The following is a 24194-nucleotide window of genomic DNA, read 5'->3' as shown; positions in this document are numbered from 1 at the left end:
GCGTTTTCCTCTTTTTTAATTATGCGTTTTGAGTCGTTACGCCTTCGCAGGCGGCATGGTACTGCTGAAGTATGTCCTGAATGTGGTCGATGATGAGTTCCCGTGGTGTTGACTTGAGAGCGCCCTCGCGAACTTTGCTGTACTGCAGCGGCAGGTACTGGCTGATCAGCGGCAGCGGGATCGGTTCATCCGCCAGGTTGCGTACCAGTCGTTCAAAGGCGTCGTCAATCTGGCTATCGGGCCAGTAATAGCGCACGCGGTCAGAGTAGCTGTAGCCGCGCGCCAGGCGACGCGCATTCCCGTCACCGTGGTAATGGCTTTGCCAGTATTCGGGGCGATCAAGCATCACGTTTTCCAGCACATGTCGCAGGTCAGAGCTGGCTTTTGCGGGCAGCAATTCTTCTTCAATGGCGGCCAGTGAGAACAGCGCTTCGCGCAGGGCGAAGGTCAGGGCGGGGCCAACTTTCAGGATGGCAAAGTGATCCTTGACCAGCTGGCGCAGCGCCTGCGGCGTCTGGTAGTCGGTGGAGTGCGCTTCAAACACCAGCGTGTCATAGGCTTCCACCATTTTGCTCAGCGCGACGGCTTTCTGCGGCTGGTAGTCGCAGACGTGCGCGTGGTCGAACTCCACGCCAGGCTGGACCACCAGGCCAATAATGCGTGGCCAGATGTCGCTCAAGCCCTCTTTTTCGAATGCGTGGCGATGTGCTTCCAGCGTGGCGCGGGCGGCGTCTGGCGTGGTGACGTCGAGTTCCGTCAGCGTCTCGTGTGCGCCGCCGGGAACGGGGACTTCGGTACCGATAACGTAAACCAGATCCGATGTGCCAAACTGTTCGCGGCAGGTATTTTCGGCGATTTTTGCCAGACGAGCCGCACGTTGCGCGACGATTGCATCGGTTAACGGCACCGGATCGTCTTCACAGGACATGCTGCAGTCGAGATGGATCTTTTTGAATCCGGCAGCAACATAGCTTTTGATCAGATCGTCGGCATTTGCCATCGCCTGATGCGCAGGCAAATTTTGCCACCGGTTAGGCCCTAGATGATCGCCACCGAGGATCAGCTGTGATGTCGGCAAACCAAGTGACGTGGCCAGTTGGCAGACAAACCCGTGAAAATCCGCAGGCGTCATGCCGGTATAGCCGCCAAACTGATCCACCTGGTTGGAGGTGGCTTCAATTAAGAGCGGCGTCTGATGCGAATGCGCGTAACGAATGGCAGCTTCAAGTACCAATGGATGTGCGGAACAGACGGCATAAATCCCGTTTGCATTCCCCCGTTTATGTTGTTCCACCATATCTGTCAGATGTTTCACTTTCCTCTCCATTTCGGATGGTGATGGTATTCATCTTTCGTTTTGTTTCATTTAATCCTGCATCATGGTGGTATAAAAATAAAACGAAAGATAATAGTTTTCCGATCTGATTCACAAAAGAAACATAATGAAAGGTTTCAGCCGCCAGCATCCTTACGTCTGATGGCAAGACAGGGCTTGCATTCCCGTAAAAGAAAGGCCTTAATAGGCAAAACGAAATGAAACGAAAGTTTATTTATTAAGGATCTCGCATGAGCAGCACTGATTCATCCGCAGAAAAACGCATCACCGGCACCAGTGAAAGGCGAGAGCAGATAATTCAGCGGTTGCGGGCGCAGGGAAGCGTGCAGGTTAACGATCTGTCTCATCTGTACGGCGTATCGACGGTGACGATACGTAACGATCTGGCCTTCCTGGAGAAGCAGGGGATTGCCGTTCGCGCTTACGGCGGGGCGCTGATTTGTGAAGGCAATGCGCCGGGCGCTGAGCCTTCCGTGGAGGATAAAAGCTCGCTGAATACGGCGGTGAAGCGCAGCATCGCGCAGGCCGCAGCCGCGCTGGTCAAACCCGGGCACCGAATTATTCTGGACTCCGGCACCACGACGTTTGAAATCGCCCGCATGCTGCGCCAGCACACGGATGTGATTGCGATGACCAACGGTATGAATGTCGCGAATGCGTTGCTGGAAGCGGAAGGGGTGGAATTGCTGATGACCGGCGGGCATCTGCGCCGTCAGTCGCAATCTTTCTACGGTGACCAGGCAGAACAGTCGCTACAGAATTACCATTTCGACCTGCTGTTCCTGGGCGTTGACGCCATCGATCTCGATCGCGGCGTGAGTACGCACAACGAGGACGAAGCCCGTCTGAACCGCAAAATGTGCGAGGTGGCAGAGCGCATTATTGTGGTCACAGACTCCAGCAAATTTAACCGCTCAAGCCTGCATAAAATCATTGATACACAACGGATTGATATGATTATCGTCGATGAAGGCATTCCGGCGGAGAGTTTGGAAGGATTACGGAAAAGCGGGATTGAAGTGGTGCTGGTTTAAGGTTTTTTACCCTCTCCCCTATGGGGAGAGGGCAGGGTGAGGGGAACTCACGTCACCGGTGCCGGGTTAAACACCGCCAGCTGATTATGCAATCCCCATTGGTCAGAGAAGGTTTTCTTCCGCCCGCTCGCCACGTCCAGAATGAAGTGGAACAGCTTCCAGCCCACATCCTCAATGCTCTCTTCCCCGGTGGCGATGGTGCCCGCGTTGATGTCCATTAAGTCATACCAGCGGTTTGCCAGCTCGGTGCGGGTCGCCATTTTAATCACCGGCACCGCCATCAGACCGTACGGCGTGCCGCGCCCGGTGGTAAAGACCTGCACCGTAATGCCGGATGCGACCTGCTGCGTGCCGCAGACGAAATCGCTGGCAGGCGTTGCCGCATAAATCAGGCCGCGTTTGGTCGGGCGCTGGCCCGGAGAGAGCACTTCGACAATCGCGCTCTGGCCGGATTTGGCAATCGAACCAAGGGCTTTTTCCACCACGTTGGCCAGGCCGCCTTTTTTGTTGCCCGGCGACGGGTTAGCGCTGCGGTCGGTTTGCCCCATATCGAGATAGTTATCGTACCAGGCCATCTCTTCCAGCAGGCGTTTGCCCACCTCTTCGTTGACGGCGCGCGGCGTCAGAAGGTGGATGGCGTCACGCACTTCGGTCACTTCGGAGAACATCACCGTGGCACCGCAGCGCACGAACAGATCGGACGCATAGCCCACCGCCGGGTTGGCGGTCACGCCGGAAAACGCATCGCTGCCGCCGCACTGGGTGCCTACCACTAGCTCAGAGGCCGGGCAGGTTTCACGCTGGCGTTTATTGAGCTTATCCAGATGGCGTTCAGCCACCTGCAAAATATCGTCGACCATCGATCTAAAGCCGACGTGATGCTCGTCCTGCAGACGTACGATGCTGGCATCGTCTACCGGAATCGCTTTCACATCCTCGGTGCCCTGCAGCAGGCGCTCAGGCTGAAGTTTTTCACACCCCAGGCCGATGACCATCACCTCGCCGCCAAAGTTCGGGTTGAGGGCAATATTGTGAATGGTGCGGATAGGTACTACCGCCGCGGGCGCGTTGATCGCCACGCCGCAGCCGTAGAGGTGGTTCAGACCCACTACGCCATCCACGTTCGGGTATTTCGGCAGCAGGTCGCGCTCGATGATTTTCACCACGTAATCCACCACGCCCGCCACGCAGTGCACGCTGGTGGTAATGCCGAGCAGGTTCTTGGTGCCGACGCTGCCGTCCGCGTTGCGGTAGCCTTCGAAGGTATAGCCCTCAAGCGGCGGCAGCGGTTCAGGCACCCGCGTCGCCAGCGGCAGGGTGTTCAGCGGCGGCGCTTTTGGCAGTTCAACCAGCGACTCTTCAATCCAGCTTCCCTGCGGGATCGCGCGGACGGCATAGCCAATAATTTCACCGTAGCGCACGATTTCACCGTGCGCCGGAATATCCACCAGCGCCACCTTATGCCCCTGTGGAATATGCTCAATCAGTTCCAGCCCGTCCGGGAAACGGGTTCCCGCTTTTAAGCCGTTGTCGTTGACAATAATCGCCACGTTATCGGTGTCATGTACTTTTATATAAAACGCCGTCGGCGATGCCTGTCGAATTTCAATGTCGGCCATTGTTCACTATTCTCCAGCAAAGTGTCTGATCATTAATGCAGCCATGCAGATAGTTATTTACTTATTTTCGAAATAAAGATGCTGCTTTCTTAAATAAAGAATGTCAGGACTTGAGATATAAGAGTGTGATCCAGATCACCCCCTAAAGCGAGAGATAGCGCGCGGTGGCTGTGAATACGTGATTTTGTGCAGCAGCGCCCAGTGCTTTGTGCATATGCTCAAAAAATTATTCATTTAAAGTGTGAAAATTGAGCGTTAATCCAGTGTGATGCCAAAAAGTGATGATTATACTGAATCACGTTGATATTGCGTCTGGTTAATTACCTGATATTACCTGCTATCGATAAATAATCAGGAAATGTACTTTCTAAAATTATAAATATAAATTTATCGCTGTGCCTGAGGAAATAAACATGATTCTGGATACCGCTGTAGAATCGAAAAAGGGTGTGCCCACTCGCTATTTAATATTACTGATTATTTTTATCGTCACGGCCATTAACTACGCTGACCGTGCGACGCTGTCGATTGCCGGTACGGAAGTGGCAAAAGAGCTGCAGCTCAGTGCCGTCTCAATGGGGTATATCTTCTCCGCCTTCGGCTGGGCCTACCTGCTGATGCAAATTCCCGGCGGCTGGCTGCTGGATAAGTTCGGCTCCAAAAAGGTCTATACCTACAGCCTGTTCTTCTGGTCGCTGTTCACCTTCCTGCAGGGCTTTGTGGATGTCTTCCCGCTGGCCTGGGCGGGCGTGTCGATGTTCATCATGCGCTTTATGCTCGGCTTCTCGGAAGCGCCGTCGTTTCCGGCGAACGCCCGTATCGTCGCGGCCTGGTTCCCGACCAAAGAGCGCGGTACGGCTTCTGCGTTGTTTAACGCTGCGCAGTATTTCTCGCTGGCGATCTTCTCTCCGCTGCTGGGCTGGCTGACCTTCGCCTGGGGCTGGGAACACGTATTTACCGTGATGGGCGTGATTGGCTTTGTGCTGACCGGCGTATGGGTGAAGTACATCCATAACCCGACCGACCATCCTCGCATGTCAGAGCAGGAGCTGAAGTTCATCTCCGAAGGCGGCGCGGTGGTGGATATGGACCACAAAAAGCCCGGTGAGCAGGTCGCAGGCGGTCCTAAGCTCCATTACATCAAACAGTTGTTGACCAACCGCATGATGCTGGGCGTCTTTTTTGGTCAATACTTTATCAACACCATCACCTGGTTCTTCCTTACCTGGTTCCCGATTTATCTGGTGCAGGAAAAAGGGATGTCGATTCTGAAGGTGGGCCTGGTGGCTTCCATTCCGGCGCTGTGCGGTTTTGCCGGTGGCGTGCTGGGCGGGGTGTTCTCGGATTATCTGATTAAGCAGGGCAAGTCGATCACCCTGGCGCGTAAGCTGCCAATTGTGCTCGGCATGCTGCTGGCGTCGTCCATCATTCTGTGTAACTACACCAACAACACCACGCTGGTGGTTGCCCTGATGGCGCTGGCGTTCTTCGGTAAAGGCTTTGGTGCGCTGGGCTGGCCGGTGATTTCCGACACCGCGCCAAAAGAGATTGTTGGCCTGTGCGGCGGGGTGTTTAACGTCTTTGGCAACGTGGCGTCGATTGCGACTCCACTGGTCATTGGTTATCTGGTCAGTGAACTGCATTCGTTCAACGCGGCACTGGTATTCGTTGGCTGTTCAGCGTTGATGGCGATGTTCTGCTACCTGTTCGTGGTAGGCGACATCAAACGTATGGAATTGCAGAAATAAGCAAAGGTATAAGCGATGAGTAACGATATCTTCCCGAACAAGTTTAAGGCAGCCCTCGCGGCAAACCAGATCCAGATTGGCTGCTGGTCTGCCCTGGCAAACCCGATCAGCACTGAAGTGCTGGGGCTGGCCGGGTTCGACTGGCTGGTGCTGGACGGCGAACATGCGCCAAATGACATCAGCACCTTTATTCCGCAACTGATGGCGCTGAAGGGCAGCCATAGCGCGCCGGTGGTACGCGTGCCGACGAACGAGCCGGTCATCATCAAGCGCCTGCTGGATATCGGTTTCTACAACTTCTTGATCCCGTTCGTGGAAACGGAAGAAGAGGCGGTGCTGGCCGTGGCCTCTACTCGCTACCCGCCGGAGGGCATTCGCGGCGTGTCCGTGTCGCACCGCGCCAACATGTTTGGCACCGTGCCGGACTACTTCGCCCAGTCCAACAAGAACATCACCATCCTGGTGCAGATCGAGAGCCAGCAGGGCGTGGATAACGTCGATGCCATTGCTGCAACCGACGGCGTGGACGGCATCTTTGTCGGTCCAAGCGACCTGGCCGCTGCGTTCGGGCATCTGGGCAATGCGGGTCATCCTGACGTGCAGCGCGCCATTCAGCACATTTTCGCGCGTGCCAAAGCGCACGGCAAACCGTGCGGCATTCTGGCCCCGGTTGAAGCCGATGCCCGCCGCTATCTGGAGTGGGGGGCGACGTTCGTTGCCGTTGGCAGCGATCTCGGCGTGTTCCGCTCCGCCACGCAGAAATTAGCAGACGCTTTTAAAAAATAACCATCACTGAGGAAAAGATTATGACGCTGAAAGTGGGCTTTATTGGCTTAGGTATCATGGGTAAACCAATGAGTAAGAACCTCATCAAAGCGGGTTACTCACTGGTGGTTTTAGACCGTAATTCAGACGCTGTGGCGGAAGTGATTTCAGCTGGCGCAGAAGCGGCCTCGACGGCCAAAGCGGTTGCCGAGCAGTGTGATGTGATCATCACCATGCTGCCAAACTCCCCGCACGTGAAAGAGGTGGCGCTGGGCGAGAACGGCATTATCGACGGCGCGAAGCCGGGACTGGTGGTTATCGACATGAGCTCTATTGCCCCGCTGGCCAGCCGTGAAATCAGCGAGGCGCTAAAGGTAAAAGGCGTGGACATGCTGGACGCGCCGGTCAGCGGCGGCGAGCCAAAAGCCATCGACGGCACGCTGTCGGTGATGGTGGGTGGCGACAAGGCGATTTTCGACAGATATTACGACCTGATGAAAGCCATGGCGGGTTCTGTGGTGCATACCGGTGAAATTGGGGCGGGTAACGTCACCAAGCTGGCGAACCAGGTGATTGTGGCGCTGAACATTGCGGCGATGTCTGAAGCGCTGACGCTGGCAACCAAAGCAGGCGTAAACCCGGATCTGGTGTACCAGGCAATCCGCGGCGGCCTGGCGGGCAGCACCGTGCTGGATGCGAAAGCACCGATGGTGATGGATCGTAACTTCAAGCCGGGTTTCCGTATCGACCTGCACATTAAAGATCTGGCTAACGCGCTGGATACCTCTCATGGCGTGGGGGCACAGCTGCCGCTGACCGCTGCGGTCATGGAGATGATGCAGGCGCTGCGCGCGGACGGTCTGGGCACCGCCGACCATAGCGCCATCGCGTGCTACTACGAAAAACTGGCGAAAGTGGAAGTTGCTCGCTAATGCCGTCCTGCCCGGTGGCGCTTTGCTCACCGGGCCTACGGTCCAGGCCGGATCCGTGCTGTAACAGGCTACAACTATGAAAATCGTAATCGCGCCAGACTCTTATAAAGGAAGCCTCTCTGCCACCGAGGTAGCTCAGGCGATAGAAAAAGGATTTCGGGAAATCTTCCCCGACGCACTTTATGTTTCTGTTCCCGTAGCCGATGGCGGGGAAGGCACGGTAGAAGCGATGATCGCCGCCACCCACGGCAGCGAACATTATGCCGTCGTCACGGGCCCGCTGGGTGAAAAGGTGAATGCCTGCTGGGGAATGTCCGGTGACGGCAGTACGGCGTTTATCGAGATGGCGGCAGCCAGCGGTCTGGCATTAGTCCCTCCGGCACAGCGCAACCCGCTCAACACCACTTCACGCGGCACCGGGGAGCTTATCCTCTGCGCGCTGGATAAAGGCGCGCGCAATATTATTATCGGTATCGGCGGCAGCGCCACCAACGACGGTGGCGCGGGGATGATGCAGGCGCTCGGGGCGAAGCTCAGCGATGCCAACGGCACGGAGATCGGCTACGGGGGCGGCAGCCTGATGGCGCTTAACAGTATTGATCTTTCGGGTCTTGATGCGCGTCTTCAGCATTGTACGATCCGCGTCGCCTGCGACGTCACCAACCCCCTGGTGGGAGAGAAAGGCGCGTCGCGCGTCTTCGGCCCGCAAAAAGGGGCGACCGAGGGGATGATCCTCGAGCTGGACGCCAATCTCAGCCACTTTGCCGACGTGATTAAAAAATCCCTGCGTATCGACGTGAAGCATGTACCCGGAGCCGGTGCTGCGGGGGGGATGGGGGCAGCGCTGATGGCGTTTCTCGGCGCGGAACTTAAGAGCGGGATTGAGATTGTCACTCAGGCGCTCAACCTTGAAGAGCATATCCACGACTGCACATGGGTGCTGACGGGGGAAGGGCGTATCGACAGCCAGAGCATTCACGGCAAAGTGCCCGTCGGCGTGGCAAACGTCGCCAAAAAATACCATAAGCCGGTGATTGGCATTGCCGGTAGCCTGACCCCGGATGTGGGCGTAGTGCACCAGTACGGCATTGACGCCGTGTTCAGCGTGCTGACCAGCATTGGTTCACTGGAAGAGGCGTTTCGCGGCGCCTATGACAACATTTACCGCGCCTCACGCAATATCGCCGCGACTTTGCAGGTGGGGATGCATACCCAAGGGTGACAGCGGCGCGCAAACCCTCTATACTGCGCGCCGAAGCTGACCAGACAGTCGCCGCTTCGTCGTCGTCCCTTTCGGGGGAGACGGGCGGAGGGGAGGAAAGTCCGGGCTCCATAGGGCAGGGTGCCAGGTAACGCCTGGGGGGGAAACCCACGACCAGTGCAACAGAGAGCAAACCGCCGATGGCCCGCGCAAGCGGGATCAGGTAAGGGTGAAAGGGTGCGGTAAGAGCGCACCGCGCGGCTGGTAACAGTCCGCGGCACGGTAAACTCCACCCGGAGCAAGGCCAAATAGGGGTTCACATGGTACGGCCCGTACTGAACCCGGGTAGGCTGCTTGAGCCAGTGAGCGATTGCTGGCCTAGATGAATGACTGTCCACGACAGAACCCGGCTTATCGGTCAGCTTCAACTTCTTAGAAAACCCCGCTTCGGCGGGGTTTTTGCTTTCTGGTCATCCTGTCATGTGGGCAAATGATACCAATTATCAAAATTGCGACACTAAGCACATTTCACTATTTATGTGGTTAATGAATCCGTTCATTTGCCATATACGATCCTAATCACAAAATTTCCCGCTAGAAAAGAACGCTTTCTCAGTGTTGTTAATTTGTTGCTGATGTTGCGGTAATGGTGTTCATAGTTTTCACATTTGATATGTGAATATTGAATTCAAAAACATTCTCTCTGTGAATGTGTGATGTATTCGACCCTTTTGTATGTGCTGGCAACGTCATTATTGTTCTATTTGATAAAACACAAAAATGTTTTAAATAGAAAACGGTTGTTTATTAGCCGTTAATTGCCTGAAAGATAGTCTTTATTGATATTTTTAAATACAAAAAATCCATTGGGGTTATCACCATAAAATAAAGTTATTACCGCCATTTTTGTTGATCAATATCAGCGTATTGACGTGTTTTTATATTATTAACTCATTGATATATAGGTGTTTTAATGGTGTTTTGCCGAGGTGGGTAATGATGTGAAAAGGCAAATTGTGAGTAACAGCACATACCCCCTTAAACACTATTAGGTAGAATTCGCTCCGTCATAGGGAAATAAGCGCAGAATATTATGAACACTATTATTCTACCGAAAACACAGCACCTCGTGGTATTTCAGGAAGTCATTAAAAGTGGCTCCATAGGTTCTGCGGCAAGACAGCTGGGCCTGACGCAACCGGCCGTCAGCAAAATCATCAGCGATATCGAGTCCTACTTCGGCGTGGAAGTGATGATTCGTAAAAACACGGGCGTTAAGTTGACCGCAGCAGGCCAGGTTCTGCTCTCGTATTCAGAGTCGATCACTCGTGAAATGAAAAACATGGTGAGCGAGATTAACAGCCTCAGTTTTAGTACCGTTATGGACGTCTCCTTTGGCTATCCGTCGCTTATAGGCTTCACTTTCCTGTCTGAGATGATCAAAAAATTCAAGGAAGTGTTCCCGAAAGCACGCGTCTCGATGTACGAAGCACAGCTCTCTTCGTTCCTGCCCGCTATCCGCGACGGCCGACTGGATTTTGCCATCGGTACGCTGAGCGACGGGATGCAGCTTCAGGATCTTCACGTTGAGCCACTGTTTGAATCCGAGTTTGTGCTGGTGGCGAGTAAATTACGAACGTGCACCGGCCCGACCAGACTGGCATCGCTCACGCACGAGCAGTGGGTGATGCCGCAAACCGATATGGGCTACTACAACGAACTCCTGACCACCCTGCAAGACAACCACATCAGCATTGAAAACATCGTCCAGACCGATTCCGTCGTCACCATCTATAACCTTGTCCTCAATGCCGATTACCTGACGGTGATCCCCCGTGACATGATTGCGCCCTTCGGCTCGGACCAGTTTATTGTCCTGCCGGTGGAAGATGAATTACCGGTGGCGCGTTATGCCGCCGTGTGGTCTAAAAATTACAGTATTAAAAAATCAGCGTCAGTATTAGTTGAACTGGCAAAACAATATTCGTCGATGAATATCGAAAAACGACGATGAATAATTAGTATCCATTTTAAAAACACCCAGAGCTTAACTCTGTAACGCTCTGATACCCTGACTTTGCCTGAAAACAATGAATTATTATAACGAGGATATTATGCACATTACTTACGATCTCCCGGTAACGATTGAAGATATTCAGGATGCCAGAAAACGACTGGCAGGAAAAATCTATAAAACCGGTATGCCGCGCTCGAATTATCTGAGCGAACGGTGTAAGGGTGAGATATTCCTGAAATTTGAAAACATGCAGCGTACTGGTTCTTTCAAAATTCGCGGCGCGTTTAATAAGTTAAGCTCACTCACCGATGCTGAAAAACGCAAAGGCGTTGTCGCCTGCTCGGCGGGAAACCACGCGCAGGGTGTGTCCCTCTCCTGCGCCATGCTGGGCATCGACGGCAAAGTGGTGATGCCGATGGGCGCGCCGAAATCCAAGGTTGCCGCCACGCGTGACTACTCCGCCGAAGTGGTGCTGCACGGCGAGAACTTCAACGACACCATCGCTAAGGTCAGCGAAATCGTCGAGATGGAAGGGCGCATTTTTATTCCGCCTTACGATGACCCAAAAGTGATTGCCGGTCAGGGCACCATCGGCCTGGAAATCCTCGAAGATTTATACGACGTGGATAACGTCATTGTGCCTGTCGGCGGCGGCGGATTAATTGCCGGGATTGCTACGGCGATTAAATCCATCAACCCGACCATTAATATTATTGGTGTGCAGTCTGAGAACGTTCACGGTATGGCAGCGTCTTATCAGGCCGGGGAAATCGTCAACCATCGCGTTACCGGAACATTAGCGGACGGCTGCGATGTTTCTCGTCCCGGTAAATTAACCTTCGAAATTGTTCGTGAATTAGTTGACGATATTGTGCTGGTCAGCGAGGACGATATTCGCAACAGCATGATCGCACTCATTCAGCGAAATAAAGTGGTGACGGAAGGTGCTGGCGCGCTGGCCTGCGCAGCGTTATTAAGCGGCAAGCTAGACCACTATATTCAGGGCCGTAAAACCGTCTGCATTATTTCCGGCGGTAATATCGATCTCTCCCGTGTTTCCCAAATTACCGGCTTCGTTGACGCATAAGGATGATCTATGAGCAACACAGAAAGCATTATCGTTGGCCAGACAAAAACGTCCTCCTGGCGTAAGTCTGATACCACCTGGACGCTTGGCCTGTTTGGTACCGCCATTGGCGCGGGCGTGCTGTTCTTCCCCATTCGCGCAGGCTTTGGTGGCTTGATCCCCATTCTGCTGATGCTGGTTCTCGCCTTCCCGATTGCGTTTTACTGCCACCGGGCGCTGGCGCGCCTGTGTCTGTCCGGGAGCAATGTGTCCGGCAACATCACCGAAACGGTAGAAGAGCACTTCGGTAAGACCGGCGGGGTGGTGATCACTTTCCTCTATTTCTTTGCGATTTGTCCGCTGCTGTGGATTTACGGCGTCACCATTACCAACACTTTCATGACCTTCTGGGAAAACCAGCTCCAGCTGCCCGCGCTGAACCGTGGATTTGTGGCGCTGTTCCTGCTGCTGCTGATGGCCTTTGTTATCTGGTTTGGCAAAGACCTGATGGTGAAGGTAATGAGCTTCCTGGTGTTCCCGTTTATCGCCAGCCTGGTGCTGATTTCCCTGTCGCTGATCCCTTACTGGAACTCTGCGGTGATCGACCAGGTCAATCTGAGCGATATCGCCTTCACCGGTCATGACGGCATTCTGGTCACGGTGTGGCTGGGGATCTCCATCATGGTCTTCTCCTTTAACTTCTCACCGATTGTTTCTTCATTCGTTGTCTCCAAGCGCGAAGAGTACGAGCCGGAGTTCGGGAAAGAGTTTACCGAGCAGAAATGTTCCAAAATCATCGGTCGCGCCAGCCTGCTGATGGTGGCCGTGGTGATGTTCTTCGCCTTCAGCTGCCTGTTCACCCTCTCTCCGCAGAACATGGCGGACGCCAAGGCGCAGAACATTCCGGTGCTCTCTTATCTGGCGAACCATTTCGCCTCGATGTCGGGCAGTAAATCCACGTTCGCCACGGTGCTGGAATACGGCGCGTCCATCATTGCGCTGGTCGCTATCTTCAAATCCTTCTTTGGTCACTACCTCGGCACGCTGGAAGGGCTGAACGGCCTGATCCTGAAGTTCGGCTATAAGGGCGATAAGAAGAAAGTCTCCGTTGGCAAACTGAATACCATCAGCATGGTCTTCATCATGGGCTCCACCTGGGTTGTGGCCTACGCCAACCCGAACATTCTGGACCTTATTGAAGCCATGGGCGCGCCAATCATCGCCTCTCTGCTGTGCCTGCTGCCGATGTACGCCATCCGCAAAGCACCGGCGCTGGCGAAATACAAAGGCCGTACCGAGAACATCTTCGTTACCGTGGTTGGCCTGCTGACCATTCTGAATATCGTTTACAAACTGTTCTAACCCAAAGCTCAGGAAGAGCGGAGTCACATGATGATTGAGTTTCCGGTAGTACTGGTTATTAATTGCGGATCGTCCTCTGTTAAGTTTTCTGTGCTGGACGCTGCAGGCTGTGATGCCCTGATGACGGGGATTGCAGACGGGATTAACACCGAGAAGGCCTTTATTTCCGTGAACGGGGGTGAGCCGGTCAGACTGGCTCACCAGGACTACGAAGGGGCGCTGGCTGCCATCGCCCTGGAGCTGGAGAAGCGCGATCTGATGAGCAGCGTGGCCTTAATTGGCCACCGCATTGCGCACGGCGGCGACCTCTTCAGCGAGTCGACCCTGATCACGGAAGAGGTGATGGAGCAGATCCGCCAGGTCTCCCCGCTGGCGCCGCTGCATAACTACGCCAACCTGAGCGGCGTGGAAGCGGCAGAGCGCCTCTTCCCGGGCGTACAGCAGGTGGCGGTATTTGATACCAGCTTCCACCAGACGCTGCCGCCGCAGGCGTATCTGTACGGTCTGCCGTACCGCTACTTTGAAGCGCTGGGCGTACGCCGCTACGGCTTCCACGGCACCTCTCACCGCTATGTGGCCGCGCAGGCACATTCGCTTCTCGGGCTGTCCCCCGATGATAGCGGCCTGGTGATTGCCCATCTCGGCAACGGGGCGTCCATCTGCGCGGTGCGCAACGGCGAAAGCGTCGATACCTCCATGGGGATGACGCCGCTGGAAGGGCTGGTGATGGGGACGCGCTGCGGCGACGTGGACTTCGGCGCGATGGCGTGGATTGCCCGGCAGACCGGGCAGTCGTTTGAGGATCTGGAGCGCGTGGTCAATAAAGAATCCGGGTTGCTGGGGATCTCCGGCCTCTCCTCAGATCTGCGGGCATTAGAGAAAGCCTGGCACGACGGCCACGAGCGGGCGCAGCTGGCTATCCATACCTTCGTCCACCGCATTGCGCGGCACATTGCGGGACACGCGGCGTCGCTGCACCGCCTGGATGGCGTGGTGTTTACCGGCGGGATCGGTGAGAACTCCGTGCTTATCCGCGCGCTGGTGGTGGACCACCTGAAGGTATTCGGCATCATCCTCGACGAGTCCAAAAATGCCCTGCCGGGCAGCGTGGGTGAGCGCGTGATCTCCACCGAGTCGTCCCGCGCGGCCTGCGCGGTTATCCCTACCAACGAAGAAAAAATGATCGCGCTGGACGCCCTCCGTCTTGGAAAGGTTACCCCGGCTGCGGCTTACGCCTGATAAAGCGAGAATCACATGAAAGTTACAATCGATACGGGCGTCGCGCCCTACAGCGACGCATGGGCCGGGTTTCGCGGTGAAGAATGGAAAAACGCCGTCAACGTGCGCGATTTTATTCAGCATAACTACACCCCTTATGAAGGCGATGAAGCTTTCCTCGCGCAGGCGACGCCAGCAACGACGGCGCTGTGGCAGAAGGTGATGGTCGGCATTCGCCAGGAGAATGCCACCCACGCCCCGGTGGATTTTGACACCAACATTGCCACCACCATTACGGCTCACGGGCCGGGCTATATTGACCAGGAGCTGGAGACGATCGTCGGCCTGCAAACCGACAAGCCGCTCAAGCGGGCCCTGCATCCGTACGGCGGGATCAACATGATCCGCAGCTCGTTCGAAGCCTATGGTCGCGAGATGGATCCGCAGTTTGAATACCTGTTTACCGAACTGCGCAAAACCCACAACCAGGGCGTATTTGACGTCTACTCGCCGGAGATGATGCGCTGCCGTAAATCCGGCGTATTGACCGGTCTGCCGGACGGCTACGGGCGCGGGCGCATCATCGGCGACTATCGCCGCGTGGCGCTGTACGGGATCGCTTATCTGGTGCGCGAGCGTGAACTGCAGTTTACCGATCTGCAGGGCAGGCTGGAGCGCGGAGAAGATCTGGAAGCCACGATCCGCCTGCGTGAAGAGCTGGCGGAGCACAGGCGCGCGCTGCTGCAGATCCAGCAGATGGCGGCGAACTACGGCTTCGATATTTCACGTCCGGCGATGAACGCCCAGGAAGCGGTTCAGTGGGTCTACTTTGCTTATCTCGCCGCGGTGAAATCCCAGAACGGCGGGGCGATGTCACTGGGGCGCACGGCGTCGTTCCTTGATATTTACATTGAGCGCGACATGCAGGCCGGGCGGCTGAACGAGGTGCAGGCGCAGGAGCTGATCGACCACTTCATCATGAAGATCCGCATGGTGCGCTTCCTGCGCACGCCGGAGTTCGACACGCTCTTCTCCGGCGATCCGATCTGGGCCACGGAAGTGATCGGCGGCATGGGGCTGGATGGTCGCACGCTGGTGACCAAAAACAGCTTCCGCTATCTGCACACGCTGCACACCATGGGGCCTGCACCGGAGCCAAACCTGACGATCCTCTGGTCTGAGCAGCTGCCGATCGCGTTCAAGAAATACGCCGCGCAGGTGTCGATCGTCACCTCTTCGCTGCAGTATGAGAACGACGATCTGATGCGTGCGGACTTCAACAGCGACGACTACGCCATTGCCTGCTGCGTCAGCCCGATGGTGATCGGCAAGCAGATGCAGTTCTTCGGCGCACGCGCCAACCTCGCCAAAACGCTGCTGTACGCGATCAACGGCGGGGTGGATGAGAAGCTAAAGATCCAGGTCGGCCCTAAAACCGAGCCGCTGCTGGACGACGTGCTGGATTACGACACCGTGATGGCGAGCCTCGATCACTTTATGGACTGGCTGGCGGTGCAGTACATCAGCGCCCTGAATCTCATTCACTACATGCATGATAAGTACAGCTACGAAGCCTCGCTGATGGCTCTGCACGACCGGGACGTCTATCGCACCATGGCCTGCGGCATTGCCGGGCTGTCGGTGGCGGCGGATTCCCTGTCGGCCATCAAATATGCCACGGTGAAACCTGTGCGCGACCATACCGGTCTGGCGGTCGATTTTGTCATCGAAGGGGACTATCCGCAGTACGGCAACAACGATGACCGTGTGGACAGCATCGCCTGCGATCTGGTGGAGCGCTTTATGAAGAAAATTCAGGCGCTGCCAACCTACCGCAACGCGGTGCCAACCCAGTCGATCCTGACCATCACCTCCAACGTGGTTTACGGTCAGAAGACCGGGAACACGCCGGACGGACGCCGCGGCGGCACGCCGTTTGCCCCAGGCGCGAACCCGATGCACGGACGCGACAGAAAAGGGGCGGTGGCCTCGCTAACGTCGGTTGCCAAGCTGCCGTTCACCTATGCGAAAGACGGGATCTCCTACACCTTCTCCATCGTGCCGCAGGCGCTGGGCAAAGATGAGCTGGTGCGTAAAACCAATCTGGTGGGGCTGCTGGACGGGTACTTCCATCACGAAGCGGCTATTGAGGGCGGCCAGCATCTGAACGTCAACGTGATGAACCGTGAGATGCTGCTGGATGCCATTGCGCATCCCGAGAATTACCCGAACCTGACGATCCGCGTTTCAGGCTATGCGGTGCGGTTTAACGCCCTAACGCGCGAGCAGCAGCAGGATGTGATTTCGAGGACGTTTACGCAGGCAATCTGACGACATTCAGGTCTCATGCCCCCTCAACGCAGGGGGCATTTTTTTGCCCGCTAACCATACAAAATTGTTTATGTAATTACTCACACATATTCATCCAGTCTTGAAAAACGGGAGCGCCACGGATTTAACAGGCACCTCAGCGTCATCTAAGAAGACTTAAACAGGGGAACCCATACCCATGAGCAGTGAGCGTTTACCAGCAAGCGTCGGTATGGTTCGAGCGACAAGCTGCCTCTGGCTGAATATAAAAAATCAAATAAATCCACAAAACATTCAAAATCGCTTCGGTACAAGGAGCAATAGAAATATTTATGATGTTGTAGTTGTTGCCGATGTAATTCAGAAACGACCACCAGTCTTTTCTAAGATAAAGGAGAACTTATGACGGCGATCTCAAATGGACAACAACTTAGGCAGGCCATACACGCTGAAGCCAGCCCGGGCAGGAACAATTCAGCATCAAAAATCAAGCAGGTAGAGGCGCAGATCGAGGCCTTAACAAAAGAAATCCATAATTATGTTGAAGGTATTGCCAGTGGTGAGATAGATGAGACTACTGAAGAAAAAGAACGCAGAATAGCAGAGCTTAGTCAGCAGCTAGCACATCTTTATGAACAGCTTGGCCAGCTCCAGAGACAACAAGTTGAAGAAGCACAGCAGAAAAAAGCAGAATCTACACCAAAACAAAACGGAGAAGAACAGATAGATCACATCAAGAAGATAACCAGCTATATTGATGTATATATCTAAAAATTGGTTCTTTGGGCCGCTTTTCGTCATACTTAAGGTTAGATATCATTTTTATACACGCTGGCACTATTGAGTCGCCAGCTTTATCCGGGAGGTAATGTATCGATGACTCATCGTTACAAGATTGCTCTGATATGGGGACTGGTTTGTTTTTCATTACTTTATCGTGCATTTCCCTCAGAGATCTTTTTGTCATTAAAAGTATTGCAGCAATGGCAAATCCCTGTCTGGGAGCAAATAGTACACTATTCCATGGGGATTCTTCCCGCGTTGACTCCACTATTATATTTTTTATTCCTGACTCATCGGGGTAAATTCACTAAAGGTCATGCTTTCATGATGCCCCTCATCGCGTGGATTGCTTTTCGTTTTGTTCTGATTTGCGTTCTTTGGCTTATTACGTTCAAAATAAGCAGGCCCCCCCTCTATTCTGAAGGATTCATGGATATTGTGAGCACTCAGATCGTCAGAATGTTCTGGAATGCGAATGTCCTGGATTCTGCTCTGGTCATTCTTGTTTGTAGTTACGCTTTTTGGCGTGAGCATAATTTGTGGCTGCGAATTAACAATACAGCCAGATAAATCTCATTAATTGATAGTAATTTTATATGGCCATTGCATGGCGTCAAGTCCGAATCAACAGCCCCCACGTCACTTCCAGTACAAGTAAGTGCAAGTGAGGGACTGTTTTCTTCTCGTCATGTCGGAAGAAATGGGCGATATAAAAGACAGAATTTATTTAACGGGCTTTGACAGTGGAAGCCCTTTTTTCCCGGCATAGAATACCACCAGCGTAGCTCCTTCCGGACCTGTGTAGCCCCTGTGTGCACTATCAACCATCTCTGGTAGCACCTCTCCCGCCTGCAGAGTACGGGTTTTACCCGTTGCCTTTTTTTCAACGGTTAAAGCGCCTTTTTCTACATAGGCGGCGTTCGGCATGGGATGTTCATGCCAGTCAAGACTTGTATTCGGCGAAATAGTGATTTTCAGCACAGAAAGCTGCGGTGTACCTGCTGGATAAGGCGCGTATTCCACTCCATCCCAGGACTTCTCGGTCTCCAGTAACGTTTCGATGCTGATCCCATCAGAATTATGACTGCTGTGAGCATAAGATGCCACTGGTGAAATAATAAAAGATAATACACAAAGAATAGATGCGTGAACGTAAGATCTTTTAATAGGAATTTCCTTTACAATTATCATGTTTAAGGTTGTGCGTAAATATCAAAATTTATTCATCTAACATCAACAATATATTTGAAATGCAGACGGAAGCATTGTAGTTATGCAAAAATAAACAGCAAGAGTATTAACATGATTTAATAAACTTAATGTTGGTATTTTAATGGTTATATTATTTTGAATTGTGAAGGAATAAAAAATGGTGCCGCATTGATGATATTTAATGTTTTTTAATGATATTTAATTTATAAGGTATCATATGGTTGGCATATTTTTTATCCTCAAAGCACTAATGCCGAGGATATAAAATCGGCGCAGCTCACGTAGCTCAATCTGACTGGAGTGACACCGCCGACACGCCATGGCGATTCACTTTAATCCACCGAGTTGTTCATCGGTTATATCCGGGAAATTCAAAAATAACTCTGATATGGAGATGTTACGTACACCTTTATAAATTCTGAAAAAGCGCTTTCCCAGGATGACTTAATTCTTTGATCTGAATCACATTTGGAGTTTATTTTTAATATTGTCAAAATAAGGAGAAGACTTTTCTCTAAATGCAGAAAAACCACATTAATTATGTGACTTTTTTCTCCCTCTCTCCGGATATGATCTTCCCACACCAATAACACACACCTGCACTCTCTGAATCGCAATCGCTGGCGATCGGAATCCTATAAAAACAATTGTTTACCCTACAAAATAAGCGAGTGCCCAATGAATACGGCAACAAACAGCAGTGTGATTGTGAATGATTCCCCTGCGGCAAGGCGGGCGGGAATGAGTGAAAGCGAATGGCGAGAGGCAATTAAGTTCGACAGCACCGACACGGGCTGGGTCATCATGAGTATCGGGATGGCTATTGGCGCGGGGATTGTTTTTCTCCCGGTGCAGGTAGGATTAATGGGCCTGTGGGTCTTTTTGCTCTCGTCAATTATTGGTTATCCGGCCATGTACCTGTTCCAGCGCCTGTTTATTAATACGCTGGCGGAATCGCCGGAGTGCAAAGACTACCCGAGCGTCATTAGCGGATATTTAGGCAAAAACTGGGGCATCTTATTAGGTGCGCTCTATTTCGTGATGCTGGTGATCTGGATGTTTGTCTATTCCACGGCCATTACCAACGACAGCGCCTCGTATTTGCACACCTTCGGCGTGACGGAGGGGCTGCTGTCTGAAAATCCGTTCTACGGTTTATTCCTGATATGCATTCTGGTGGCCATTTCGTCGCGCGGTGAAAAGCTGCTGTTTAAAGTTTCCAGCCTGATGGTGCTCACCAAATTGTTTGTTGTTGCGGCACTGGGGCTGTCGATGATTGGCCTCTGGCATTTAGCCAACGTGGGCATGCTGCCGCCGATGGGACTGCTGATTAAAAACGCCATTATTACCCTGCCTTTCACCTTAACCTCCATTCTGTTTATTCAGACCCTGAGTCCGATGGTGATCTCATACCGTTCACGGGAAAAATCCGTCGAGGTAGCGAGACACAAGGCGCTGCGGGCGATGAACATTGCCTTTGGCGTGCTGTTTGTGACGGTCTTCTTCTACGCCGTCTCTTTCACCCTGGCAATGGGACACGATGAGGCGGTTAAAGCCTACGAGCAGAATATTTCTGCCCTGGCAATCGCGGCGCAGTTTATCAGCGGTGACGGTGCGGGCTGGGTCAAAATCGTCAGCGTGATCCTCAATATTTTCGCCGTGATGACCGCGTTCTTCGGCGTCTACCTCGGCTTTCGCGAGGCTACGCAGGGTATCGTGATGAATATCCTGCGTCGCAAAATGCCCGTTGAAAGTATCAATGAGCGAACCGTCCAGCGCGGCATAATGTTGTTTGCCATTCTGCTGGCCTGGAGCGCGATTGTGTTAAACGCGCCGGTGCTGAGCTTCACCTCAATCTGTAGCCCCATCTTCGGCATGGTGGGCTGCCTGATCCCTGCATGGCTGGTCTACAAAGTCCCGGCACTGCATAAATATAAAGGCGTATCGCTGGTGATTATCGTCATCACCGGACTGCTGCTTTGTGTTTCTCCTTTCCTCGCGTTCTCCTGAGGGCAAATAAGGTCGTAACGATGTCTGAGCAAACTCAAACTTTATGGAACCAATTTATTCGCGCGGTGCAGGAAGAAGTGAAACCTGCACTTGGGTGTACCGAACCTATTTCTCTGGCGCTGGCCTGTGCGATTGCCGCAGAAAATCTGCCGGGGGAGGTCACGCAGATTGAAGCGTGGGTATCGCCGAACCTGATGAAAAACGGGCTAGGCGTGACGGTGCCAGGCACCGGTATGGTCGGTCTGCCCATTGCAGCAGCGTTGGGCGCGACTGGCGGTAACGCGAACGCCGGACTGGAAGTGTTGAAAGATGCCACCGCCGAGGCGCTAATACGGGCCAAAGCCCTGCTTGAGGCGGGACGGGTGCAGGTCAAACTGCAGGCACCGTGCGATGAGATCCTCTACTCCCGCGCCCGTGTTCATGCCGGGGGTTCCTCGGCAACGGTGACCATCGCCGGTGGACATACGCGGGTGGTGGAGGTGGTTTGCCAGGGCGAAACGCGCTTTTCGCTGGGTGAACAATTGACTGAAGAAAATACCGATCCTCTGGCGGTGCTATCAACCAGCACGCTGTCGCAGATCCTGGAGTTTGTTGAGCAGGTGCCGTTCGAGGCGATCCGCTTTATCCTGCAAGCAGGGCAACTGAACGATGCGCTCTCCCGTGAAGGGCTCAGCGGGAAGTGGGGGCTGCACATTGGCGCAACGCTTGATAAACAGCGCTCGCGCGGATGGATGGCGCAGGATTTGGGCTCAGACATTGTTATCCGTACCAGCGCCGCCTCGGATGCCAGGATGGGCGGCGCGACGCTGCCAGCGATGAGTAACTCAGGCTCCGGGAATCAGGGGATCACCGCCACCATGCCCGTCGTTGTTGTGGCTGAGCATCTTCAGGCCGGTGACGAACGGCTGGCGCGGGCGCTGATGCTGTCGCATCTGTCGGCGATCTATATCCATTATCAGCTTCCGCGCCTGTCAGCACTGTGTGCGGCGACAACGGCTGCGATGGGCGCTGCGGCGGGAATGGCGTGGCTGATGGGTGGCAGTTACCAGACGATTGCGATGGCCATCAGCAGCATGATTGGCGACGTCAGCGGGATGATCTGCGACGGGGCGTCTAACAGCTGCGCCATGAAGGTCTCAACCAGCGTCAGTAGCGCCTGGAAAGCGGTGATGATGGCACTGGATGATTCTGCCGTAACGGGAAACGAGGGAATTGTGGCGCACGACGTGGAGCAGTCGATTGTCAACCTGTGCGCACTGGCGTGCCGTTCAATGCAGGCAACGGACCGGCAGATTATTGAGATTATGGCGAGTAAGGTGTAGTGAATTGCACCTCACCCCTCACCCTGGCCCTCTCCCCAAAGGGGAGAGGGAACGATCGAGCCCCTCGCCCCTTTGGGGAGAGGGGTTGGGGTGAGGGGGATTTTTACACCGGCAAATCAATCAGCAGCGCGCGCAGCGGCGAATCCGCCACCAGGGTGATATTCGCTTCATCACGAATAAACGCGCCGTCACCGCAGGTGAGCGCTTCTTTCTCTTCCGTGTGCGTCACTGCATGCACCGTACCGTGAATCGATTGCAGATAGGCGCGCGGACCGTGAAGCTGGAAGCTCGCCTGTTCACCTTTCTTCAGTTCGATGTGGTGCAGCCACACCTGCTGTCGCAGTTGCAAACTGCCTTTACTGCCATCCGGTGACGCAATCAGCTGCTGTTCATCGTCCGTTATATCTATCTTCTGCACCAGCGGGTTTTCCCGCTCAGGGCAGGCGTCCAGCCACAGCTGCATGCGGGTCAGCGTTTTGTCTTTGCTGAGGTTATGCTCGCTGTAGCTGATGCCCGGCTGCGTGGAAATTAACAACGCTTCGCCAGCCTTTGCCTGGACATGATTGCCCTCGCTATCACGGTATTCTGCCTCGCCTTCCAGGATCAGGTTCAGGATATCGACTTTCGGGTACGTACGCGGCTGGAAGGAGGCGCCCGGGGCGAGTACTTCCTGATTCAACACGCGCAGTGAAGCGTAACCGAGGAGTTTAGGGTCAAAGTAGTGTCCAAAGGAAAAGGTGTAGCGGGCCTGCAGCCAACCGAAATCGGCTTGTCCGCACTGTTTAGCTGTTCTTGTCGTAATCATAAACTTGACCTCTCTTTACACTAAAACAATGGTAAAGGTATGGACGCTGCATTGTTAGCCAGATATTCTGCCCGGTATGTTCAAATTTCCTGAATGAGAACGAGATGGCTAAAGAGAGAGCATTGACGCTTGAGGCGCTGCGCGTCATGGACGCGATTGACCGACGCGGCAGTTTTGCTGCGGCGGCAGATGAACTGGGGCGCGTTCCGTCTGCGCTGAGCTACACCATGCAGAAGCTGGAGGAAGAGCTGGACGTGGTCCTTTTTGACCGCTCCGGGCATCGAACAAAATTCACGAACGTTGGCCGCATGCTGCTGGAGCGCGGTCGTGTGCTGCTGGAAGCGGCGGATAAACTCACGACGGATGCAGAAGCGCTGGCGCGCGGCTGGGAAACCCATCTGACGTTAGTGACCGAAGCGCTGGTGCCAACTGAAGCGCTGTTCCCGCTGGTGGATCGTCTTGCTGCTAAAGCCAATACGCAGCTGTCGATCATTACCGAGGTGCTGGCAGGGGCGTGGGAACGTCTGGAAACGGGCAGGGCGGATATTGTCATTGCGCCGGACATGCACTTCCGTTCTTCTTCAGAAATTAACTCCCGCAAGCTCTATAGCGTGATGAACGTTTATGTCGCCGCGCCGGATCACCCGATCCATCAGGAGCCTGAGCCGCTTTCGGAGGTTACGCGCGTGAAGTATCGTGGCGTTGCGGTAGCGGATACCGCTCGTGAACGTCCGGTGTTAACGGTACAGCTGCTGGATAAACAGCCGCGTTTAACCGTCACGTCGCTGGAAGATAAGCGTCAGGCATTGTTGGCCGGGCTGGGTGTGGCGACGATGCCCTATCCGTTTGTTGAAAAGGATATTGCGGAAGGACGGCTGCGCGTTGTCAGCCCGGAATACACCAGCGAGGTGGATATCATTATGGCGTGGCGACGCGACAGCATGGGCGAAGCCAAATCCTGGTGCCTGCGCGAAATACCAAAGCTTTTTGCCCACCACAATAAATAAAATCGTAGGCCCGGTAAGCGTAAGCGCCACCGGGCTCTGATTTACATGCCAGCTTTCGGATCCGGACCAAAGCGGTTTTCACCCGGCGTGCCGTTCTGACAGTTGAAGACCAGGATCACAATCCAGCCCACGATCGGGATCAACAGCAGCAACAGCCACCAGGCTGAACGATCGGTGTCGTGCAGGCGTCGGAACTGAACCGCCCAGGAAGGCAGCAGAATAAACACGCCATAAATCGTGGTGAGAATGCCTTCTCCCCCGGCACGCTCCCAGCCCAGAATTTTGTCCACAATACTCAATACCAGGGCGAGGATGAAGTTCACCAGAACGAACATCCAGTACTCTTTGCGGCGGGCGCGGCCACCAAATCCAATGTAGTTGCGCAGTACGTTTAAATACCAGTCCATTTTCCTTGCCTCATTAGTCAGTCAATCACTTGTTTTCTAA

20 protein-coding genes and 1 other RNA gene are annotated in these 24194 nt (G+C 54.0%); 16 read left to right on the top strand and 5 right to left on the bottom strand.

Annotated elements, in window-relative coordinates:
• Positions 1-19 precede the first annotated feature (19 nt).
• On the bottom strand, positions 20-1327 hold the full coding sequence (gene kbaZ / locus N2K86_RS19400) for a tagatose-bisphosphate aldolase subunit KbaZ (protein WP_260659675.1): 1308 nt from the start codon (positions 1325-1327) through the stop codon (positions 20-22).
• A 239-nt stretch (positions 1328-1566) separates the two neighbouring features.
• Between kbaZ and N2K86_RS19395 the strand changes: the two genes are divergently transcribed.
• A complete protein-coding gene (locus N2K86_RS19395; protein ID WP_260659674.1) occupies positions 1567-2370 on the top strand; it encodes a DeoR family transcriptional regulator in 804 nt (267 codons plus the stop codon).
• Positions 2371-2417: 47 nt separating this feature from the next.
• Here N2K86_RS19395 and garD read toward each other — a convergent pair whose 3' ends face one another.
• Positions 2418-3989 carry a galactarate dehydratase gene (gene garD, locus N2K86_RS19390; RefSeq protein WP_126545292.1) on the bottom strand — a complete coding sequence of 524 codons (1572 nt, stop codon included), beginning with the start codon at positions 3987-3989 and terminating at the stop codon, positions 2418-2420.
• Between the two features lie 413 nt (positions 3990-4402).
• Here garD and N2K86_RS19385 point away from each other — a divergent pair, with 413 nt between their 5' ends.
• The 12 genes from N2K86_RS19385 to N2K86_RS19330 all read left to right on the top strand — a co-directional run bounded on the left by N2K86_RS19385 (position 4403) and on the right by N2K86_RS19330 (position 17379).
• The gene (locus tag N2K86_RS19385; protein WP_260659673.1) at positions 4403-5737 is read left to right on the top strand and encodes an MFS transporter; all 1335 of its coding nucleotides are present in this window, start codon (positions 4403-4405) and stop codon (positions 5735-5737) included.
• Positions 5738-5752: 15 nt separating this feature from the next.
• On the top strand, positions 5753-6523 hold the full coding sequence (garL, locus tag N2K86_RS19380) for a 2-dehydro-3-deoxyglucarate aldolase (RefSeq protein WP_260659672.1): 771 nt from the start codon (positions 5753-5755) through the stop codon (positions 6521-6523).
• A 20-nt stretch (positions 6524-6543) separates the two neighbouring features.
• A complete protein-coding gene (gene garR / locus N2K86_RS19375; protein WP_260659671.1) occupies positions 6544-7434 on the top strand; it encodes a 2-hydroxy-3-oxopropionate reductase in 891 nt (296 codons plus the stop codon).
• A 76-nt stretch (positions 7435-7510) separates the two neighbouring features.
• A complete protein-coding gene (gene garK / locus N2K86_RS19370) occupies positions 7511-8656 on the top strand; it encodes a glycerate 2-kinase (RefSeq protein WP_260659670.1) in 1146 nt (381 codons plus the stop codon).
• Positions 8657-8688: 32 nt separating this feature from the next.
• Positions 8689-9065, top strand: an RNA gene (gene rnpB / locus N2K86_RS19365) — RNase P RNA component class A.
• A 663-nt stretch (positions 9066-9728) separates the two neighbouring features.
• On the top strand, positions 9729-10649 hold the full coding sequence (tdcA, locus tag N2K86_RS19360) for a transcriptional regulator TdcA (protein WP_260659669.1): 921 nt from the start codon (positions 9729-9731) through the stop codon (positions 10647-10649).
• Positions 10650-10749: 100 nt separating this feature from the next.
• Positions 10750-11739: a bifunctional threonine ammonia-lyase/L-serine ammonia-lyase TdcB gene (gene tdcB, locus N2K86_RS19355; protein ID WP_260659668.1), complete on the top strand. Its 990-nt coding sequence runs from the start codon at positions 10750-10752 to the stop codon at positions 11737-11739.
• A 9-nt stretch (positions 11740-11748) separates the two neighbouring features.
• The gene (gene tdcC / locus N2K86_RS19350; RefSeq protein ID WP_260659667.1) at positions 11749-13080 is read left to right on the top strand and encodes a threonine/serine transporter TdcC; all 1332 of its coding nucleotides are present in this window, start codon (positions 11749-11751) and stop codon (positions 13078-13080) included.
• A gap of 30 nt (positions 13081-13110) precedes the next feature.
• Positions 13111-14319 carry a propionate kinase gene (gene tdcD / locus N2K86_RS19345; protein ID WP_260661732.1) on the top strand — a complete coding sequence of 403 codons (1209 nt, stop codon included), beginning with the start codon at positions 13111-13113 and terminating at the stop codon, positions 14317-14319.
• 15 nt (positions 14320-14334) lie between these two features.
• On the top strand, positions 14335-16629 hold the full coding sequence (gene pflB, locus N2K86_RS19340) for a formate C-acetyltransferase (RefSeq protein ID WP_260659666.1): 2295 nt from the start codon (positions 14335-14337) through the stop codon (positions 16627-16629).
• 178 nt (positions 16630-16807) lie between these two features.
• Positions 16808-17014, top strand: a complete 207-nt coding sequence (locus tag N2K86_RS19335; RefSeq protein ID WP_260659665.1) for a hypothetical protein — start codon at positions 16808-16810, stop codon at positions 17012-17014.
• The gene (locus tag N2K86_RS19330; protein ID WP_260659664.1) at positions 17011-17379 is read left to right on the top strand and encodes a FlxA-like family protein; all 369 of its coding nucleotides are present in this window, start codon (positions 17011-17013) and stop codon (positions 17377-17379) included. Before N2K86_RS19335 ends, N2K86_RS19330 begins: the two co-directional genes overlap by 4 nt.
• 735 nt (positions 17380-18114) lie before the next feature.
• On the opposite strand, the gene N2K86_RS19325 is transcribed toward N2K86_RS19330, so the two are convergent.
• Positions 18115-18582: a cupin domain-containing protein gene (locus N2K86_RS19325; RefSeq protein WP_260659663.1), complete on the bottom strand. Its 468-nt coding sequence runs from the start codon at positions 18580-18582 to the stop codon at positions 18115-18117.
• Between the two features lie 699 nt (positions 18583-19281).
• On the opposite strand from N2K86_RS19325, the gene N2K86_RS19320 reads away from it, so the two are divergent.
• Complete coding sequence (locus N2K86_RS19320; RefSeq protein ID WP_260659662.1) at positions 19282-20613, top strand: amino acid permease; 1332 nt, start codon at positions 19282-19284, stop codon at positions 20611-20613.
• A gap of 20 nt (positions 20614-20633) precedes the next feature.
• Complete coding sequence (locus N2K86_RS19315) at positions 20634-21935, top strand: L-cysteine desulfidase family protein (RefSeq protein WP_260659661.1); 1302 nt, start codon at positions 20634-20636, stop codon at positions 21933-21935.
• A 103-nt stretch (positions 21936-22038) separates the two neighbouring features.
• Here the strand turns inward: N2K86_RS19315 and N2K86_RS19310 are convergent, their stop codons facing one another.
• Positions 22039-22740 carry a pirin family protein gene (locus tag N2K86_RS19310; RefSeq protein ID WP_260659660.1) on the bottom strand — a complete coding sequence of 234 codons (702 nt, stop codon included), beginning with the start codon at positions 22738-22740 and terminating at the stop codon, positions 22039-22041.
• 104 nt (positions 22741-22844) lie between these two features.
• Between N2K86_RS19310 and yhaJ the strand changes: the two genes are divergently transcribed.
• On the top strand, positions 22845-23747 hold the full coding sequence (gene yhaJ / locus N2K86_RS19305) for a DNA-binding transcriptional regulator YhaJ (RefSeq protein WP_003862655.1): 903 nt from the start codon (positions 22845-22847) through the stop codon (positions 23745-23747).
• Positions 23748-23788: 41 nt separating this feature from the next.
• Here the strand turns inward: yhaJ and N2K86_RS19300 are convergent, their stop codons facing one another.
• Entirely contained in the window at positions 23789-24154 is a 366-nt protein-coding gene (locus N2K86_RS19300) for a DUF805 domain-containing protein (RefSeq protein WP_260659659.1), read from the bottom strand.
• Between the last annotated feature and the right edge of the window lie 40 nt (positions 24155-24194).

The sequence above is a fragment of the Enterobacter mori genome (assembly GCF_025244905.1).
Classification (GTDB): domain Bacteria; phylum Pseudomonadota; class Gammaproteobacteria; order Enterobacterales; family Enterobacteriaceae; genus Enterobacter; species Enterobacter mori_A.
Note: the sequence above shows the minus strand (reverse complement) of the source record. Positions and strands in the feature narration are given on the sequence as shown.